The sequence below is a fragment of the Rhodococcus sp. 14-1411-2a genome, assembly GCF_002259485.1.
GTDB lineage: Bacteria > Actinomycetota > Actinomycetes > Mycobacteriales > Mycobacteriaceae > Rhodococcoides.
In genome coordinates this window covers 54370-71911 of the sequence record NZ_NPGA01000019.1, presented here as the reverse complement: position 1 = coordinate 71911, position 17542 = coordinate 54370, and the positions used below count along the sequence as shown (strand labels likewise).

Below are 17542 nucleotides of genomic sequence, written 5' to 3'. Positions count from 1 at the left end.
GGCGATGTCAGTGCACCACCAGAACCGGGCATTCGGAGTGATGCACCAAGTTCTGGCTCACTGATCCCAATATCGCTGCGGTGAAACGATTTCGGCCGCGGCTTCCCACTACCAACACCTGGGACGTAGCGGAGATCGACCGAAGTTCGTGTGCCGCCGAGGCACCGACGGACACGGCCCGAACCGGCACCGTCGGATACTTGTCCCGGTAGGTGTCGACGTTGGCCTGCAACCACTTTCGTTCTGCCTCGCGAAGGTGCTGCCAGTCGACCGAGGGACCGTAGTCGAGTTGATCGGTTTCGTGCACCGCGCCCACGTGGATTGCGAGCAGCTCCGCACCCAGGATGCTCGCCATCTCGAACGCTGCCGACAGTGCGCGCTTCGACGGCTCGGATCCATCGACCCCCACCGCGACAGGGGCCGGTTCGGCCCCGGAGTCGTCGCGACGCTCGTGCCATACCAGCACCGGACAGGTCGCGGCGTTGACGATTGCCGTCGTCGAGTACCCGAAGACGATGTCGCGCAACGGCCCCGACTCGCACGCGCCCACGACGAGCATCGCCGCGTCCGCGGAGAGTGCCTTCGCCATACGTGCAGCCGACAGCTCGGACACCTCCGATTCCACCGTCACCTGGGGATCGACTCCGTGCACGACGTCGACGGCGCGGGCGAGTACGCCTTCACCCTCCTGCCGCAGCCGAGTCGGGAAGTCGGTGGTGTTCAGCTCGGCGGCGACGGCCGCACTCCACTCGTCCTTCGGTGCACCGTGGACGAGGTGCACCGATGTCGATGCCGCCCGAGCGAAATGCGCCGCCCATTCGGCCACCCCCTTGTCCGTGGGCGAGCCGTCGACAACGACCGCGAGCGGTCCGTCGAATGTTGTTGCCGCGATCGTGTGGTCCATCGTTCCTCCGTTGGCCGAAGACGGTTTCTACGTCGTCTCCCACGATCGCTGCCCTGGCGACGCGCCACTAGGGCATTTGGCCACCGGTGTGCCGGGTATTTCGGGTCGAGGCCGCTAGGCCCCGGCAACCAGGGGCGCCACTTCGGTGCCGAGTAGCTCGATGCCGCGCAGCAGGTCGCTGTGTGCCAGCCGCGGATTGGTCATCTGCAACGACAGTCGATCCACTCCGCCCAGTTGTTCGCTCACTCGCTGAATCTTGTCGGCCACCGTCTTCGGATCTCCCATGAAGAACGCACCGTTGGGTCCGGCGGTGGCGTCGAATTGCTGCCGACTGGGCCGCGCGAATCCGCGCTCCCGAGAGATCTTGGTGAACATCTCGTTCCAGCCGGGGTAGATGGTGTCTGCTGCGGCCGTCGTGGTCTCGGCAACGAAGCCGAACACGTGCAGTCCCACCTTCAGCTGCTCCGGCGGATGGCCCGCCTGCGCTCCGGCGCGACGGTAGAGGTCGACGAGCGGGGCGAATTGTCGTGGTTCTCCGCCGATGATGGCGATCATCAGCGGGAGCCCCAGAAGCCCTGCGCGAGCGAAGGACTCGGGCGTCCCACCGACCCCGACCCAGATCGGCAACGGTTCCTGCAGCGGACGTGGGTAGATGCCCTGACGGTTCAGCGCCGGGCGGTGCCGACCGGACCAGGTCACCTCGACGTTGTCCCGGATCTGCAGCAAGAGGTCGAGCTTCTCGGCGAACAGCGAGTCGTAATCTGCCAGGTCGAGGCCGAACAGCGGGAACGATTCGGTGAAGGATCCGCGTCCCACGACGAGATCGATCCGGCCCTTGGAGATCAGATCGAGGGTGGCGAACTCCTGGAAGACCCGGACCGGATCGTCGGCGCTCAGCACTTTGACTGCGCTGCCGAGCCGGATGTTTTCGGTCCGCGCGGCTGCTGCAGCGAGAATGATCGACGGAGCCGAGTCGTAGTACTCGCTGCGGTGGTGCTCGCCGATACCGAACGAGTAGAGCCCGACCTGATCTGCGAGGGCGATCTCTTCCAGCAGGTGACCCATTCGCTCCTCGGGAGCGATCACCCGACCGTCGGTCGGGTCGGTCACGGAAGAGACGAAACTGTCTACGCCCAGATGCATGGTGGGGCCTTTCGGTTCGGGGTGGTCGACTCCAACAGCATCGGTGAAGATTCAATTATTCCGATGGGTGTCGAGCTGGCAGCTACTCGCCCCATCGTTTCAGCTCGTCCGTCGCGTAGTACATCTGCTGTGATGCGCCGAAACGAACGAGCAACTGCTGCTTGTCCTCGTAGAACCAGACCACGGTTCCGTACATACCTGCCATGGGCCCACTCAGCGGTGTGACTCCGTCGCCCACCTCGAATCCGTACATACGTGCACCGTACCGATCGAGGGTGCCGAAATCGGACGCCCAGCGTTCGGCTTACCGGCGTCCGCGTTTGCGTGCGCGACGCTCGTCGAGCTTCCGCTTGCCGTAGCCCCACGTGACGCGGCCCAGACCCTCGAAGAGTCGGCTGGAGAGACTTCTGCGGCCACTCATACGGCGGCCCCGTTTCCGATGACGGTCATTCTCGGTCCCTTTCTCTGAGGCAGAAGAACCCTGCGACTGGCCGGTGAAACGATCCGGCACGATCGATAAGTCGAATCGGCACGGAGCAAACACACATCAGTGTGACGTGATCTACATCACGTACGACGCCTCGATCGTCGAGCTACGCCTGTGTGACGAGTCGATCCATCCACCCGATCAGCTCGGGGTAGGCAGCGACGTTCGCGGCCGTGTGGTCGACTGTGGGCACCCAACCGGTTCCGAAGTCGAACTCCCGGACGGTGATGTCGGTGGCGCCTGCGGCGCGCCAACGCTGCACCAGGATTCGGCTCTGCTCGATCTCGACGGAGGCGTCGTGAACGCCGTGCACGATGATCACGGGTGCGACGGGCGCGGTGAACCCGATGGTGTTCTCCTGCGTCATCGGACCCAGCACGGGCCCGGTCATGAGCGTTCCCAGGGAAGAGCCGTCAGCAGTGAGATCCTCGGATCGCAACGGTCCGTAGGTGAGAGCGTCGACCGTGCAGAAATCCTGCGCCGCATCGAGGGCTGCCCGTCCGCGATCGTTGAAGAGAGCCCGGATCTGTTCGGCCCGGTCGGGGTGAGCGCCGATCAGGCCCCCGATCGTGTACAGCATCGTCGCGGCGGACTCGGAGCCGTCCTGGCCCTCGACGCGCAACACAGGATCGGTCGGTGCGGCACCGACGAATGCACCGACCACAGAGACGTCGGGCGCGTAGGCGGACGCGAGCTCTGCAGCAGCGGCCGACGCGACGCCGCCCGCCGAGTATCCGTAGAGCACGACAGGCGCGTCGGTCTCCCCTGCCGCAGCCCGTGCCGAGTCCAGCACGGCGCGGGCACTGGCGACCCGACCCAGAAACTGGTATTCGCCGGGGGTTCCCAGCCCCTGATAGTCCGTCGTGACCACCTGGTACCCCCGCGCCAGTAGTGGCAGCAGTGCCGGCATCGTGGTTGTCAGTCCCAGCTCCGAGGAGCCCGAGCAACGATCGGCAACCCCGTAACTGCCTGGCGCATAAGCGATCACGGGCCGGGGCCCGGGACCGGACCACGCACGCGTCGGCGTGACCAGCAGCCCCGACACAGCCACCGCACGATCGCGAGGATCGGCCGACCGGTACAGAATGCGCTCGGTGTGCGATCCCAGAACGTCGAGCTGTGGCACGGATTCTCGGCGCAGGATGGACCCGGGTGCGTATGCCCCCAGGCCTACGACGGGCTCACTGTAGAAATCGGCACCACCGGGAGCCGCCGAGGCGGGTGCGGCCGAGAGAGCGAGGCACCCGACAAGAACGGACAGGGCGAGGGTGACGAAAGGCAGTCTCATGTCGCGAGCCAGTATGCGGTCCGAAGTGCGGGTCCGCATTCTGTATTCGCGGATTTGCGACACCCATGTCTTGGTCGATGATGTACCACAAAAATGCCCCTGCCAGCGTTTTCACTGGCAAGGGCATTCGTTGTGCGCCATCAGGGATTCGAACCCCGGACCCGCTGTAAAAGAGATAACAATTCAAGTGGATACACTCGCGTCCATCACAGGCCAGCTGAGCTGGGTGTTTGGGAAGTCGAGTGACCACCGGCGTCCGGGTGAATCCATCCGCGTTCGCCCCAAAGTGATGAGTAAACGATGATCTCCTCCGACCTGATCCCCGTCCATATGAGCCCTGCACAGTCCCTCATCGTCTAAACGGACCGCCATGGACATTCGACTCCACCACGATTCAAAGTGATGAGCTCGCTCGAACTGCTTGTACCCCCAGCGTGAGGATGAAGATACGCTACGGACACGCCGCGCCGAATAGAACTTGCTCGTATAGTGCCCATTGCCGCGGCTGCGATCCGTACGTTTCGGTGCCGATGCCCACCACCGCCGTTGACGAAACATCACGGCTGAAAAGTTTGGCCAGATCGTCGTCGACGATGTTCGCGAACATCATCCGGAGCGGGTCTAATCTGCTCGGCCCGCGCAAGATGGCATGCGTGGCGTAGTTCAGGCAGCTCGATCGCAACGCACACCAGACCACGCTTCGATGGCTAGCCAATACCCCGGCTTCGACGTCTGGAACGTCGCGCCCGGCACGGTGGCTTCAACTGCGAGCCCAGAATTCGGAGTGCCGGGAATCGTCTGGATCCTCTGGCAGTTTCATCACCCACGGAGCGCGATCCTTTCCCACCGCCAGAAGCCGCCGAATCGAGCCGAGTAGTCCCTGCATCGCCGGGGTTTCCCTGAGTGCGGTTGAATAGCATTGTGCTCGATGCCACCCCCGATGCCCTGATGAAGGCCGTAGTGGACCGGTATCTCAAGTCCGGCGACTTCAACGGACTCCAACTGCACACAAGCAGCGAGCCCGACTTGATTGAGGTTGCGAAGAGGTTGGTAGCGGACCAAAAGCTTGAGGTGATGGTGTCAGAGGTCGACTATCCGAACCCGCATATCCGGCCGTGGCCCTCACGACGAACGATCGAGTCGCAGATCGAGTCGCTCGACGGGTTGGCGGATGCTGCTGACAGCGTGGTCGCGTACCCGACTCCTTCCGCTCTGCAGGGCGTGCGCGTGCCAGCGCGCCTGAAAGGGCATCCGTTCGGTGCTGCGATGGCGAAGGGTCGCGGCACGCTCGAACTCGCCTACTTCAGCTTCGACGTACTTGAGCCCTACCGGAATGACCCACGCTATCTATTCCGCTACTGGGACTTCGGCGTAGACATGAGCATCGGCGATGAGGCCTACCTCGACGACACCGAACTTGACCGTGACAAGGTCTCGCTCAGCCATCTTGGGTTTGCCTACGACCTTTCCGACTACGACCGCACTGATGTAAACACACGGATCCTGCGCCGCGTCGCTGCCTTCTACGGCGATCTCGCCAAGCTCACCCCCGAGCACCAGCAACGCTGGAAGTCGTATCAGGTGGACGACAACGGACTCGAGCCACACCCCGCATGGTGGATGACGCAGATGGGCCACTGGGCCGATGGCATCGGGCCGTTCGAGCATCTCTTTGTCGAGCTGGAGAACCTCAACACGCTCTGGACCGGAGCCTTTGGTGCAGCCCTCTTCAAGCACACCGATCGACCGCAGGACTTCGGGTGGCTTCTGCGTCCGTCGCAGCGTGAATGGGACGAGTTCATCGTGCAGCTCGACAAGGTGGTATCCGACAACATTCGCCATGATGGGCTAGATGCTGCGGGTGCCCCGCGCAAGGACAAGGATGATCAAAACCTCGGCACTCTTAGTCGCCTCGCTGCTCTCTTGGGGAACAACGGCATCGACGCAGCTGTGGTGAAAGACTTGATGCAGCCGTTGCGAGAGATTCGTCAGGCCCGACAAAAGCCGGCTCACGTCCTGCGCACGAACGTCACTGATAAGACCTTCGTGCATCGTCAGGTCGCGCTGCTTGAGAGCCTTAACGATGCGCTGAAAGAGCTGGCGCGGTGGATGTCCACGCATCCAAAGAATCGAGAGTGGAAGGCCAAGTTTGAGCCCGACACTTACTACCGGATGTAAAACTAATCGGAGGTGACGTCCGCATTCGCTGCGAGCCGCTCACGCAGAATATCGACTATGTTCTCCCGGTAGCGCTGCTTCACGCGGTGCCTCGTGCCGGCCTTCATTTCCTCGAGTAGCTTGTGCACCGACTCGGCGTGACGGAAGCTGCCACCGACTGCGAAGTACGCGCGCAGCCACAGGTCTGGGTCGACGGGGTATCCCTCGGCCGCGAATGCGCGGACGAGCTGCACGATGACATCCTTGCCGTGGCCTGAACTGAGGCCGTTGTAGTCCTCGTTCTTGATCATCTTGGCTGCTGCGAGCAAGAGTGGATCGTTGGCGGGCGCGGACTCATGGGTGTGCAGATTCAGGGCCCTGAGCCCGTCCAGCCAGGTGTGAATCATGTCGTGACGGGACCAGATCAGGACGAAGAGCTTGCTAACTGAGTTGGCTTCGACTGCGCGCCGAAGCGTCTCGAGTCCGCGCTGTCCGAACGGATGGAGTACTACCACTGCGTGTTCGGTGACTTTGTTCTCGAGACCAAGATCCGTGAGCTCGCTGATGTCGAAGACGACCCGCTCGGACTTGACTGGGGCGATGTACTCCGCTGCCTCGATGTCTGCGGCGCGGTCGGCTCGGTCGAACCCGTCCGCGTCCGTCACGGCGAAGAAGTACGGTGCCGAGCCGACCCAGTCCCTGACGGCCGAGCTCTGCGCCACCATCGCCGTCCCGTCTTGACCCCAGTCTTCCCGCGTCATGTAGGCAAGTTTTGTCACCTGCCCATCATGGCAGTGGCCTCCGACGCAATTGTCAACGCGTCACATGGTGCCACTCGCGACAAGGCGTCCCTCGTGTCGCAGTTGCTCACGGCGCGGACAGCTTGCTGCTGTGCGTCCATCCGACTGAAACAGCCCGTCCTAGGACCTCTGCTCGCGCGATGCAGCGCTGATGTCGCTCCCGGGTGGTACTAGTTCTCTATGACTAAGGGCGCACCAGATGGCACCGAGGAAGACTTTTCCGACACTAGTCCGGTCTCAATTTCGGACGTACTGTCGCGCCAACCTTCCCCCGACAGCATTGCTCCCCCAACATCGACTCCGGCCGTGCTCCCTTTCGAGTCACTCGATCCTCTGGTTTTCGAGCGCCTGGTCGCCGAGGCGGCGCTTTGCGTCTTCAACCTTGACGACGTGCAGGCTTATGGACGAACTGGGCAGTACCAAGCGGGCCTCGACATCGTAGGGTGGAAATCTGGGGTGCAGATCGTTTATCAAGTGCGCCGAATCGAATCGCTTACGCCTACTGCGCTCGAAAACGCAGTGCGCGACTATGCGAACCCTAGCCGGAAGGAGAAAGGTAAGACGGTATCGCTGAACCGTCCGTTTCCAGAAGCTCACGAGTTCGTCCTTGTCACTGGATGCAGCAACCGCGACACGGCGGTAACAGACAAATTAGCTGAACTCAAGAATGAGTTCAGCGGCGATTTCACACCCCGCCTAATCGATGCTCACGCCCTATCTAGCCACCTTCGACATTACGGCGCGATAGTAGGCGGCTACTTCGGCGAGCACTGGGCACGCGAGTTCTGCGGCTACAACCGTCCGATCCGACCAGGCATCGGCAACAGCGGTGGACTGATAGACGACCCACTCACCGCAATAGGCCGCAGGAAAGACTTCGACAACGCTCAATCTATCTCAGACACCGCGCCACTCGAGGCCGCTCGAACATACGACGACATTTCAGCGGAACTACACGCACGTGCACTCCCCTTCGCAGACATTGTGCGCGATGAGGCCACACGGCTAATCGGCAATGCCGGTGAATCGCAGATTGCTTTCGATCGACTGGCTAGCGACGCAATCACAGCAATCGAAGGTTGCCAGTTTTTCGGTGAGAAACGCCGACGACTGCAAGATCTGGCAACCGAATGCTCCCGTGACGACAACGACTCGGTTCTCAAGCTTCTCGTACACGCCGACCAGTGGTATGAAAATGGCTTCGAAGTCGACGACGTTGCCCCGATCGTGGACGGCCTGGTCACCACAGGCAACGAACATGTCGGAAGACTCGCTTTACTCCTCGCCGAGCAGATTGTCACCGACGAGGACGATCGCGACGACAAGGCCGCCGTACTCACATTTCTGAAGTCGGTACCCAACCCGTCTACAACGCACGAGAGGGTCCGGCTCCTTTGCGCCATCGCTGACCTGGAGATATTGGACGGCGCTGCGTCATCCTCAGCATACGACGAGGTTCGCGACCAGTCATACACGGACGACGGAATCCGGGCGCTCATCGAGCGCCGCTACGGACGCGCCGCTGCCGCTGAAGACCGAACAACTACAGCGATTAACGCCTACCGACGAGCGGTCACGCATGGATGGCACGCAGACATGGGCGGAGACGTCAGGGATGCGCTACGCAGCATCGCATCGGTTGCACCGCCAGGACTTTTCCCAAACTTCAACCCCTTACCGCAGCGGGTCATGAGCAGCGCGAAATCTATAAGCAACCGTAGCCGCCTCATCAAAGGGAAGGACACCGCCGAAGCCGTGGCACTGCAGCACTTGGTGGACACCAAAGTGGCCGACGCCATCAGATGGACCCACCACTGGCTCCGTCTCGAACGAACCTCAGGAAACGAATGCGACGAGAGGCGAGCGAGAAAATTCCTCGCGCAGGCTATGGAGGCTGGGCTCCGACCCGAATTCGCTATACGCCAACGGGTAGTCGCTGGAGACCGAAAATCCGCCCTCTCGTCATCTAACCTTCTGTCTCAATTCATTGATGTGTCGGCCTACCTCAGCTCCCCGTCGGCGCTGCAGCGAGCGTGCGCCGCTGATGTCCTCGGCCAAACTGCCGACTTCATCCCCGATGCAGACATTGACCGAATCGCTGCCGCCCTCCAAATGGTCTTCGCTGGCTCAGCGGACCCCACCAATGCCATAGACGCCGACGACGCCGTCGCATCATTAGGCGCGATTGCCTCGCTCGGATCAAGGCTGCCGGAGGCGGTTGTGGTTCAGGTTTTGCCAGTGGCCCTAAAACTGATCCCGAGAGATGAGAACCACTACAGATTCATCGACGAGCAGCTAATCGACTTCTTGATTGCCGTCGTCACAAGTGATCCGCACCATCGCAAGACCGCGGTAGATGGTCTAGCAGAGATGGTCCGCATCGATGTCGGAAGGACTACGAGCCGGGTCGAGCGTTCCTTGGCCGACATCGCTCTAATGCGAGAAGCACTTCAGCAGTTGGTTGACCAACATCAAAACCGGGGGGCTGCCGAGGTCTTGGCGACCTGGGGTGTCTCCACCGATGTTTCGGTCGAACATACACAATCATTGGCCGAGTCACTTATGTCAGAACAGCTCAATGTACCCCGAACCTCACACGTTGAAGGATACGCATGCACTCTCATAAGCACCGCGTTGAGCTCGGCACTCGACAACGGCGACGACCCGCGAGCCAAAGCTTTCGTACGGCAATGGAAAGAGCACCTGCTTGAGAGGATCAAGGATGTGCACCTCTCGGCGTCCGAACGCGCGGACGCTGCTGCCGGCCTCCGTCAACTCGTGGAACACACCGACTCCGACAAACGAGACGAGATCGTATCCGACACACTGCGACTGGTCGATGAACCTACACTCAACCGTTTTGATATCGAGGCCCGGACAACCATCAAGGATCCCGCCGCGCGTTTCAAGCTTTCGAGTGGCGGGCCTCATTTCGAGGCTGAATTGTTGTGGACGGCGGCAATAGCTGCGCAGAACCGCACGCAACGCGATGCGGTAACGGAGCGCCTCCGGCGCCAGCTCAGGCAAGTATCGAGTAACGCAGGAGAAGCTGAGGCGCTCGCTCGCGCGTGCGTCGCTGTCCAGGCATATTCTCTGGTCGTCGAACTATCAGTGAGCCCCAATGTGAGTTTCCGTAAAGCCGCGTGTGTTCTGTGGTCCGAAGACTCAGAGCCCGACCCCACACTGGGCGACTTCCTCTCGAACGACCCACACGTCGGTGTACGTGCCACCCTCGCCCGTGCCCTAGCCGAGAAGCCCCTACACGGGCCCCGCTTCGAGGCCATCCATCACCGTTTGCGCACGGATCCAAGTGCCATGGTCCGAGGCCAATCCACGGATTCCTAGCAAACGAGACCAACTGGTCGATCGATCGCATGAAGCCGTTCTGGCAACTTCCTTCAGGTCTGCTGAGCCCAGAGACTCTCAGAGAGATCGAAAGCTCACAGCCGAAGATCACGGACGTAAGCGTATGCCGGTTTGGCGTCGACGATCCTCGCGATCAGGCTATTGCCCCACGGCACGCAACTAACTGACGCCATCGCACAACGCGATCACTTAGGTCGCCACTCTAGACCGCGGTGATCCTACAATCTGTTGTCATCTGCCAACCCCAGGACGTTACCCGCGAGCCAGTCCCCGCAATCGACTGGATCGCCGCGCACATTGGGCCGTATTCGTACTGGACGTCGCTTGCACTACAGCCGATCCGCGGCGGGTTGCCGAACATCTGGTCGATGACGCCACGATTACATGCGCAGAAAAGTTTCACCTTCCTGCGCACCTACGTTCGAGACCACATGCCTGAATTCACGCGGATGCTGAGCGCCGTTGACAAGACAGTTGGAACGGGTGCCCGCATGGCCCTATAACCTGTCGATAATGAGTATTTGGGAAGCGATCATGGTCGCTGTCGTGGGCGGCCTCGTCGTCATTGCGGTCGCTAAATTCGCCACGGTCTCCGGCCCTCAAGTGAGGCGCAGATATTTGCGCTCACGCCAGCGACGCATCACTAAACGCGCTGACCGCGAGGCAGCCCGCAAACAGGCTGAACAGCAGCGGGCCCGGACTGAGAGAATTGCGGCCGCCGATATCGAAGGCAGTCTCGTTGCCGTGAACCACACGGGCCGGCGGCCAGTCCGAGTGACGTTCAACGACGGCACCGTGTCGTACTACTTCTGTGGTGACTGGCAGGCGTACCAAGCGGCCATGCAGAGCGGACGTTGTGACCCGAGGCGCACCTTCCCCAGCAATCCGCCGCCGCTCGTGTAGTCGATGGACATTCGACAACACACCCCGTGAGCGCTCGACGAACCAGGTTGTGGTGCAGGCGCGCCCCTGCCGTGGCCGCTGGTGTCCGCTCCGGTGAAACCGATTCGTGTCGAGCGAAGGGTGGCGTGCCGGTGTCCGTCGTCTGCATGTGCCTTCTGCAACACCAGTGCGGGGATGACGGCTCACCTGTTGGCGGAGTTGTACGTCTACCGCGCGTTCATGATGCCGTACTCGCGAGACGGCCCAGATCGGTCGCCACCGATGAGGTCGGATTTATCGTAGATGTATTTGACCATCACCGAAATTGACGGTCGAGCTCGGTAGCTGCGAACACGCTGTCCTTGCAATGTCGTTCGCTCGCTTCCGGCATGGGTTGGGAACCGCCTTCTACTACAACGACCCGACGCCACGTGGTGCTGAAGTATCGAAACTTCCGCGCGTCGATAACGCTGAACGACATGAATGGACGCAGAAGACTGACTTCACGATCATCACCCGAGTAGTTCCTCCAGCACATCTTCTGGCACTGGACTCAAGGGCACAAAGCCATCCGCGATCAACCGACGGCATCCATCGACCTCAATGGACACAGGCACCGGGCCCGAGTTAGGTCCGGAATTCTGCAGTATCGAAGTGAGCACCGTTCCCGCAGACTCCGCACACGGACCGGACGGAGAAAGCCGGACGACTACCTCCGACAAAATGGTGTCGCTGTATGCAGTCACACCACCGAACAACGGTAACGATCCGGTCGTATCGAAGCGGCAATAGCTCGATGGTCCGGAGAACAACTCCAACCTCAGATCACGTTGTCCCGCAATCGGTGCGGAAAACGTGGGCGAACAGCCCTGCCACATCTCGACTCCATAATCGCTGATCTGCACACGATGCTCGACCGTCGAAACATCCGGGAGTTGTCGAGCCGTGTACACGGCACCCTGGTTCGGCAGTCCGCAGTCGTTGAGCGGGTAAGACGGTTCCATCGCGCGCCCAGTGGCATCGACCAACCACATGTCCTCGACAGGGGCCAAGCTGTACTCATCGCCACACCCACCGGGAAACAGAGTCTCGCGATCGGACAACGCGTTAACCTGCTCGACCAGTCCACTCAGGTCTCCTCGAAAGTGTCTCTCGTGGAACGTGACCCATCGGTCTGCACTGATGTCTCCGTCGGCGAAGTGATCGCATACGACCGCTTCGACAGGCACGAAATCAGCGGGGACGATCCCCGGGATCGGCCGCTGCGCAGGACGAGTCGGCGGTGGCGACACGACGTAGCTTGCTACCTCAATCGGCACGGCGCACTCGAACGCCGCAGCGGATCCGATCTCTGCGACACGGCGCTCGGCGGGTTGCGTCCACACCCAATACCCCACCGCGAGTGCAATCAGCACACCGACACTCAGAAGCAACCACGGGTTCCTCACAGGATCAGCGTAACCGGGGACGTCGATCGCACATGACCGAAGCGACATCTCTTCGAGCAGGTGCCGCGCATAATCGACGCGCTAGGCCGTGAGCCAGCCCAGTGGGGTTGCACCCAGCTCCGCCCGGAACACACGGTGCAGAGAAGCCACACTGACCGACCCGACCTCCGCCATATCCGCCACGCTCATGGATTCGGTTATGCGCTCTTCGGCCACGGTCGCCGCCGGTGGCCTTCGCCAGATCACTCCGTGGCGGTACAACCCGAATTCGCCTGCACGCCAATAACAAGACCACCGGAAACTGCGGGGCGGGGTCGTACAACAGCTACGAATTCGTTCAGGTCCCGGATCCTCGACCCGCCCACGCTAGCCACCGGAGTCGCTCGAACGAGGTTCGCTCTAGCGATCGAGCGACGTCTCCATCGACAGGGCCCAGCGACCGTGCTCGGGGAGCACCATCCATACTGTGCTGACGGTCGACCAGTCACCGACGCCCGGCCACGCACCACTCTTGCTGTGCCCGTAATTGTCACGCGAATCAGCAGCGGGAACCTCCGACAGTCGCGGATGAGCCGTCAACAAACCCAGCAGTGATAGATGCACGGCGTCCACACTCGATGCGATCGAATCCCAGTCCGGATACACAGTCCCCGACGCCGAGTCGATCCGTGCATGAGAACGCAGCAGGGTGACCCAGTCGGCAGCGCTGTCGATTCGAGCGACCCGAACCTGCGCGGGGTCGAAATGAAGCTCGTACAGGTTCTCCGCATCGTCCGTTTCACGGCTGTGAGTCCACGTGTCCACGCCGCCGTCCAGCGGGGTCGCGGTCCACAATGCCCCGGCCGGCAGGACCTCCGACGGTGCTCGTCGATTGGTCACACGAGGTTGCCGGAGCACATCGACACACCCGTGGTGACGTTGCGGACTCGTGAACATCTGACGATGCGATGCGGCGAGCTCGGCAGCCGTCGCTTCGGCCATCGCGACAATGTCGGGGTCGTGGGGATCGATGGACGATGCATCGTCGAGCCCGCCGCCATAGAGATAGCCACTGACATCCCCCTGCGCCGCCCACACCAGCTCTGCCATCGACCGTGATCGCAGAAACGCCACCGCGGAAAGTCCCGCTCCCGCGCGTCGGTGATCGTCGATCAGTCCCGAGACGAATGTCCGCCCGGGAACGGTCTCGAGCAAGTACATCGCATCCTGATTCCTCATTCGTGCAGCCTCACACACGCATCGCACCAACAGCAGGACCACTCATCGAGGTGAGTCGACAATCCCGCCTTCGATCCCCGCGACAGGAGGGCATCTCGCAAGTGCGCACGCCGGGGCGGCAGCCATCCTCGCCGACGGCCTACAACGACACAGCGCATGTTGTTGTCGGCTGATTGCGTGGTCGCGAACGTGTCGGCAACGAAGGAGTCGCGGATAACCGACGCCATAGTTCCGCGAAATCCTCAGTTCCGCGAAATCCTCGCCCAGCGCCCTGCGGCCTGGCACTGTGTCCAGCATGACCGAGCACTCCGAAACGGCCCTCAGTTCGGAGCATGTCGAGCTGACGATGGACCACGGCCAGTTCTATCTCCGTGGCGGTCTCGACGACGGCGAGAACGAATATCCGCTGCTCGAACAGGCTCTGGCCAACCAGCCCACCGCCGGAGACGGAAAAACACTGGTGATACTGAGCCCTCACCAGAACAACTTCGAGATGTCGATCGACGTCGAGTTGTTCACCGCTCGGCCGCCGAGTGATGACGACCAGTGGCAACAGGTCAGCGAGGACCGACTCGAGATCGGTCCTGAGGGTGTCCTTCAGATCGATTCGACGACCATGGACCCAGTCGATTGCCTCATCCCGCCCGGCGACTATCTGGTGCAGGTCAGCGGGCGCGGCTTTGTGAACTACGGGTGGCCCGGTAGCACCACTCCCGGCGACGTGTGGCGAATCCGTCTGTGGCCATCGCACGCAGCCGCGACTCGCGCCGCGATCCGCTGGGACATGCCGGGCTACGGAGTCCCGGACGACGACAAGCCCGTCGTCGATGATCCAGGTCCAGCGTCCGAACCGTCCTCTTCTGCTTCGGACTTTCACGTCGACAGTTCCGGGTCGCAGTCCGAATCACCTGCCTTCATCACCATCTTTCACGAGGACGGAACGACGCAGTTACTCAGCAGCGCCGAGCTGACACAGCAGAGAATCGATCGTGAACGATCTGCGTGGGGTGGTGAGCCGATCCCACAAGTGTTGTCCTACAACGGCGGACAGGACCTCACCCGGTTCGACCGAGAATTGGTGATGTCGATACTCGCCGCCGACGACGCCACCGCGCGCAGTATCGCTACCTGGTGCGCCATCGCAGCCGCCGAGTTTTCCGGCCTCTCGGACCGGCCGTGGGTGCGACCGGCACTCGATGCCCTCGCCGCGGGGCGAGCGTTGCCGTCGCCGTTCACCGGCTACCACGAGATCGGCAGAGTCTTTGCGCAACTGGGCGCGGATCGGGAAGCCGAACTTGCCGCGCACGAGGACATCGACGACGAGACCGAGACGACGTCGGTTTCGTACTCGGGATCCTACGAACGAGTGGACGAAACCCTCGACAACCCGTATGACATCGTGGTCGACGCCGCCTCCATGGCGATCCCGAGCGTGCTCAGCGCCGCCGACGAAGATCCGCACAAGGCGGCTGTGGAGACGCTCGGACACGCGTCGCACGCGTATGCGGCAAATGTGGCAGAACTACACGCCGAACTGAGGTCTGCGTTTCCAGGCTTACAGAAAACCGCCGATTGACGCAGAGCAAGTGCAGCGACTCTTTCCGTCTTGGCCGAACGAACACGAATCAATCGGCACCAAGAATAAGGCGAACGTCGACCAAACGTTCCGTACCCCGAGGATGGCAAGCGCATGTCCAGCGATGACAACCTGGTCGACAAGATTCTTCACGGGATCACCGAAGTTGGCGACTGGCTCTCGATCGCGGATGTACTGAAGCTCATGGGGACTAACTCGTGGCATGCAGTTCGCTCGGATGTCAGGTCAATCCTCGATTGCGTCAACAACAGCGATCTCTTGAAGCTCGGAAAGGTCAGCGACAGGTATGACGAAATTCCGAAACCAGTTCCGGTAGAGGCTCTGCTCGATCACATTTTCGGACCGGTGGACTCCTCCGATAGATCTGGGCTGATGATGGCGCTCTTCCTCGCCGATGTTGCAGCGCCAGGTCGACCACCTGATTAACGGGCGGCCCGGTAGGTAAGCGATTTGCCGACCGACTCGCCAAGTTACGGATCTATTCGTTGATCGCTGACACGTGGCCACCTTGGCCCAGCTGCGATCAAAGCGATCGCGACCCCGCAGAGGATGAGTACCGCAAAGTTGTCTATCGGAATCACCGGATCACTCGATGTGTACCGCACCTGCTCGTAAAAATAGCTTTGCCCGAACTGGAACGCCGCCAACGCAGCTACAACCACCGCGGCCCACCTGTTGCGCCATCGGGATGTGAACAGCCCGAACGCAATTACTACTTCAGACGAGGCCATGACGGCGAACGCGATCCACAACGATTCCTCGAAAATCGACAACCCCGTCCAGGACAGGACAAGGATGACGACGAGCCCGGCCATGATGCACTTCTTCATGAATACCTTCCGATTTCAAACCGCAAGCGGGTATTGAATACGTCCCGTTGCGCTTCTTTGTGGACGTTTGTGCTGGGCAGCGCGCCTGCTCGCGACACGTGGTGCATCGGTTTCGGACATCGCGACCGGAGTGACGTCGAGTGGCGGGCTAGTGGTTCCAACGCTCGCACACCGAGGTAGCGGGCGATAGAGTAGTAACACCTACATCGATAGGGACAAGCTGTCGGCGGCGACCACATGCGTCAGCGAGGCTCTGCAACGCACACCCTTGCTGAGTGCTTGTATGCAGCCGGTCGTTTGCACCTAATGCTGAGCGTGGAGTGTGTAATCCAGGCACTATTATCGGACTGGCCGCAATTCAGCAATTCCTGGTATGCAGAGTTACCAGAAAACGTCTGCATGCACTGTGCTGCAATAGGTTTCGATGATCTGCGCGTTTTACCGCAGATAACGAGCAGTGTCTGGTGACGCCGACCAGCAGCCTGGCTTATCGGGCTGCATCGACGTTGGTGCTGCCGTCTACCCGCAGTGGCGTCGCGGTTCTTCCGGTGGCTTTCCAGGCAACCGTCCGCGCTGGCTGTAATCCCAGGGCCTCCTCCGGGCCGAACAGGGAAATCGACAATGACGCGTTTTACATGAGCGCTGCCTGTAGAGCGCTGCTACCGATCGTGCCGAACGTCAGACCCTGACAAGTACGCTCGGATCACGCGGTAACCGCTCTTCGAGGAGGTCGAATGCGACGATACGCCGCCGCTGGCGCGGCACTGGGCGTAGTGACAATCGCCTGCGCAGTTGTCTTGGTGCTCACTGGCGGACCGACTGCAGGGCAACCGAACGAAAAGGAAGGACCAGCGATGTCGACGAGCGAAAACACTCCCCCCGATCTGCCAGAAGTCATCGAAGAACCAGCAATCGACTATCTCGAGGAACCCTCGATCGACGGACCTGAACCAATGACCCGCGAGGAGTTCGCGCGAGACTCCAAACCGGACGCGAACACCGCAGACCAGCCTCCTCAACCCATCGGTGAGGAGGGAAGCGCCAGCGGCGGCGAATCTTCGGTGATAGAACGCACTACTGAGTAATCCGTCGGTGATGCGTACACAGTGACGGCAAGGAGAGCAGTCCCGATGGATCTGGACCCTCAGGGAACCTTGACAGCGGCTGCCCGCGCATGCCCCCGCGTCGGGGCGTAGGCAATACGACCAGTTCTGGTATGCAGGGTAGCCAATAAGCCTCTGCATATGCTGTACCGCACTGCATTTCAATCGTACCGCCATTCAGGGGCTCATCGGGTGCACCACTGTCGATGAGACCCTGGGCGAGCACACCAGTTCAAAACCTGGTTCAGCTACGAGGTATGGAACCGCAGTTCGACATCGGAGACACGGACTTCTCGGCAGGTATGTCACAGCGCGATAC

The 17542-nt window shown here is 61.2% G+C and carries 13 protein-coding genes; 6 read left to right on the top strand and 7 right to left on the bottom strand.

Annotated elements, in window-relative coordinates; genetic code table 11:
• Positions 1-7: 7 nt before the first annotated feature.
• The 4 genes from CH291_RS19005 to CH291_RS18995 all read right to left on the bottom strand — a co-directional run bounded on the left by CH291_RS19005 (position 8) and on the right by CH291_RS18995 (position 3822).
• The gene (locus tag CH291_RS19005) at positions 8-904 is read right to left on the bottom strand and encodes a universal stress protein (protein WP_094688376.1); all 897 of its coding nucleotides are present in this window, start codon (positions 902-904) and stop codon (positions 8-10) included.
• Between the two features lie 114 nt (positions 905-1018).
• On the bottom strand, positions 1019-2047 hold the full coding sequence (locus tag CH291_RS19000) for an LLM class flavin-dependent oxidoreductase (protein ID WP_068049968.1): 1029 nt from the start codon (positions 2045-2047) through the stop codon (positions 1019-1021).
• A gap of 82 nt (positions 2048-2129) precedes the next feature.
• A complete protein-coding gene (locus tag CH291_RS26885; protein WP_179276604.1) occupies positions 2130-2300 on the bottom strand; it encodes a hypothetical protein in 171 nt (56 codons plus the stop codon).
• Positions 2301-2640: 340 nt separating this feature from the next.
• Positions 2641-3822: a lipase family protein gene (locus CH291_RS18995; RefSeq protein ID WP_179276609.1), complete on the bottom strand. Its 1182-nt coding sequence runs from the start codon at positions 3820-3822 to the stop codon at positions 2641-2643.
• Between the two features lie 921 nt (positions 3823-4743).
• Between CH291_RS18995 and CH291_RS18990 the strand changes: the two genes are divergently transcribed.
• On the top strand, positions 4744-6000 hold the full coding sequence (locus tag CH291_RS18990; RefSeq protein ID WP_143545957.1) for a hypothetical protein: 1257 nt from the start codon (positions 4744-4746) through the stop codon (positions 5998-6000).
• Between the two features lie 2 nt (positions 6001-6002).
• Here the strand turns inward: CH291_RS18990 and CH291_RS18985 are convergent, their stop codons facing one another.
• Positions 6003-6740 (bottom strand): hypothetical protein, encoded by a 738-nt coding sequence (locus tag CH291_RS18985; protein ID WP_218829045.1) that lies wholly within the window; start codon positions 6738-6740, stop codon positions 6003-6005.
• A 219-nt stretch (positions 6741-6959) separates the two neighbouring features.
• Between CH291_RS18985 and CH291_RS18980 the strand changes: the two genes are divergently transcribed.
• Entirely contained in the window at positions 6960-10124 is a 3165-nt protein-coding gene (locus CH291_RS18980; protein WP_143545956.1) for a hypothetical protein, read from the top strand.
• 534 nt (positions 10125-10658) lie between these two features.
• Positions 10659-11048 (top strand): hypothetical protein, encoded by a 390-nt coding sequence (locus CH291_RS18970; RefSeq protein WP_094688370.1) that lies wholly within the window; start codon positions 10659-10661, stop codon positions 11046-11048.
• Positions 11049-12874: 1826 nt separating this feature from the next.
• Here the strand turns inward: CH291_RS18970 and CH291_RS18960 are convergent.
• Positions 12875-13693 carry a hypothetical protein gene (locus tag CH291_RS18960; protein WP_143545955.1) on the bottom strand — a complete coding sequence of 273 codons (819 nt, stop codon included), beginning with the start codon at positions 13691-13693 and terminating at the stop codon, positions 12875-12877.
• A gap of 295 nt (positions 13694-13988) precedes the next feature.
• Here CH291_RS18960 and CH291_RS26880 point away from each other — a divergent pair, with 295 nt between their 5' ends.
• Positions 13989-15269, top strand: coding sequence for a hypothetical protein (locus CH291_RS26880; RefSeq protein WP_179276608.1), 1281 nt, complete (start codon positions 13989-13991; stop codon positions 15267-15269).
• A 114-nt stretch (positions 15270-15383) separates the two neighbouring features.
• The gene (locus CH291_RS18950; protein WP_094688367.1) at positions 15384-15716 is read left to right on the top strand and encodes a hypothetical protein; all 333 of its coding nucleotides are present in this window, start codon (positions 15384-15386) and stop codon (positions 15714-15716) included.
• A gap of 44 nt (positions 15717-15760) precedes the next feature.
• Here the strand turns inward: CH291_RS18950 and CH291_RS18945 are convergent, their stop codons facing one another.
• Positions 15761-16120 carry a hypothetical protein gene (locus CH291_RS18945; protein WP_094688366.1) on the bottom strand — a complete coding sequence of 120 codons (360 nt, stop codon included), beginning with the start codon at positions 16118-16120 and terminating at the stop codon, positions 15761-15763.
• Between the two features lie 854 nt (positions 16121-16974).
• Between CH291_RS18945 and CH291_RS18940 the strand changes: the two genes are divergently transcribed.
• Positions 16975-17205, top strand: a complete 231-nt coding sequence (locus CH291_RS18940) for a hypothetical protein (RefSeq protein ID WP_094688365.1) — start codon at positions 16975-16977, stop codon at positions 17203-17205.
• Positions 17206-17542 lie beyond the last annotated feature (337 nt).

Coding starts and splice junctions, on each gene's coding strand:
- CH291_RS18970 (WP_094688370.1), top strand. CDS start 10,659: ATGAGTATTTGGGAAGCGATCATGGTCGCTGTCGTGGGCGGCCTCGTC.
- CH291_RS18985 (WP_218829045.1), bottom strand. CDS start 6,740: ATGACGCGGGAAGACTGGGGTCAAGACGGGACGGCGATGGTGGCGCAG.
- CH291_RS18945 (WP_094688366.1), bottom strand. CDS start 16,120: ATGAAGAAGTGCATCATGGCCGGGCTCGTCGTCATCCTTGTCCTGTCC.
- CH291_RS18960 (WP_143545955.1), bottom strand. CDS start 13,693: ATGAGGAATCAGGATGCGATGTACTTGCTCGAGACCGTTCCCGGGCGG.
- CH291_RS26885 (WP_179276604.1), bottom strand. CDS start 2,300: ATGTACGGATTCGAGGTGGGCGACGGAGTCACACCGCTGAGTGGGCCC.
- CH291_RS26880 (WP_179276608.1), top strand. CDS start 13,989: ATGACCGAGCACTCCGAAACGGCCCTCAGTTCGGAGCATGTCGAGCTG.
- CH291_RS18950 (WP_094688367.1), top strand. CDS start 15,384: ATGTCCAGCGATGACAACCTGGTCGACAAGATTCTTCACGGGATCACC.
- CH291_RS18980 (WP_143545956.1), top strand. CDS start 6,960: ATGACTAAGGGCGCACCAGATGGCACCGAGGAAGACTTTTCCGACACT.
- CH291_RS19005 (WP_094688376.1), bottom strand. CDS start 904: ATGGACCACACGATCGCGGCAACAACATTCGACGGACCGCTCGCGGTC.
- CH291_RS18995 (WP_179276609.1), bottom strand. CDS start 3,822: ATGAGACTGCCTTTCGTCACCCTCGCCCTGTCCGTTCTTGTCGGGTGC.
- CH291_RS19000 (WP_068049968.1), bottom strand. CDS start 2,047: ATGCATCTGGGCGTAGACAGTTTCGTCTCTTCCGTGACCGACCCGACC.
- CH291_RS18940 (WP_094688365.1), top strand. CDS start 16,975: ATGTCGACGAGCGAAAACACTCCCCCCGATCTGCCAGAAGTCATCGAA.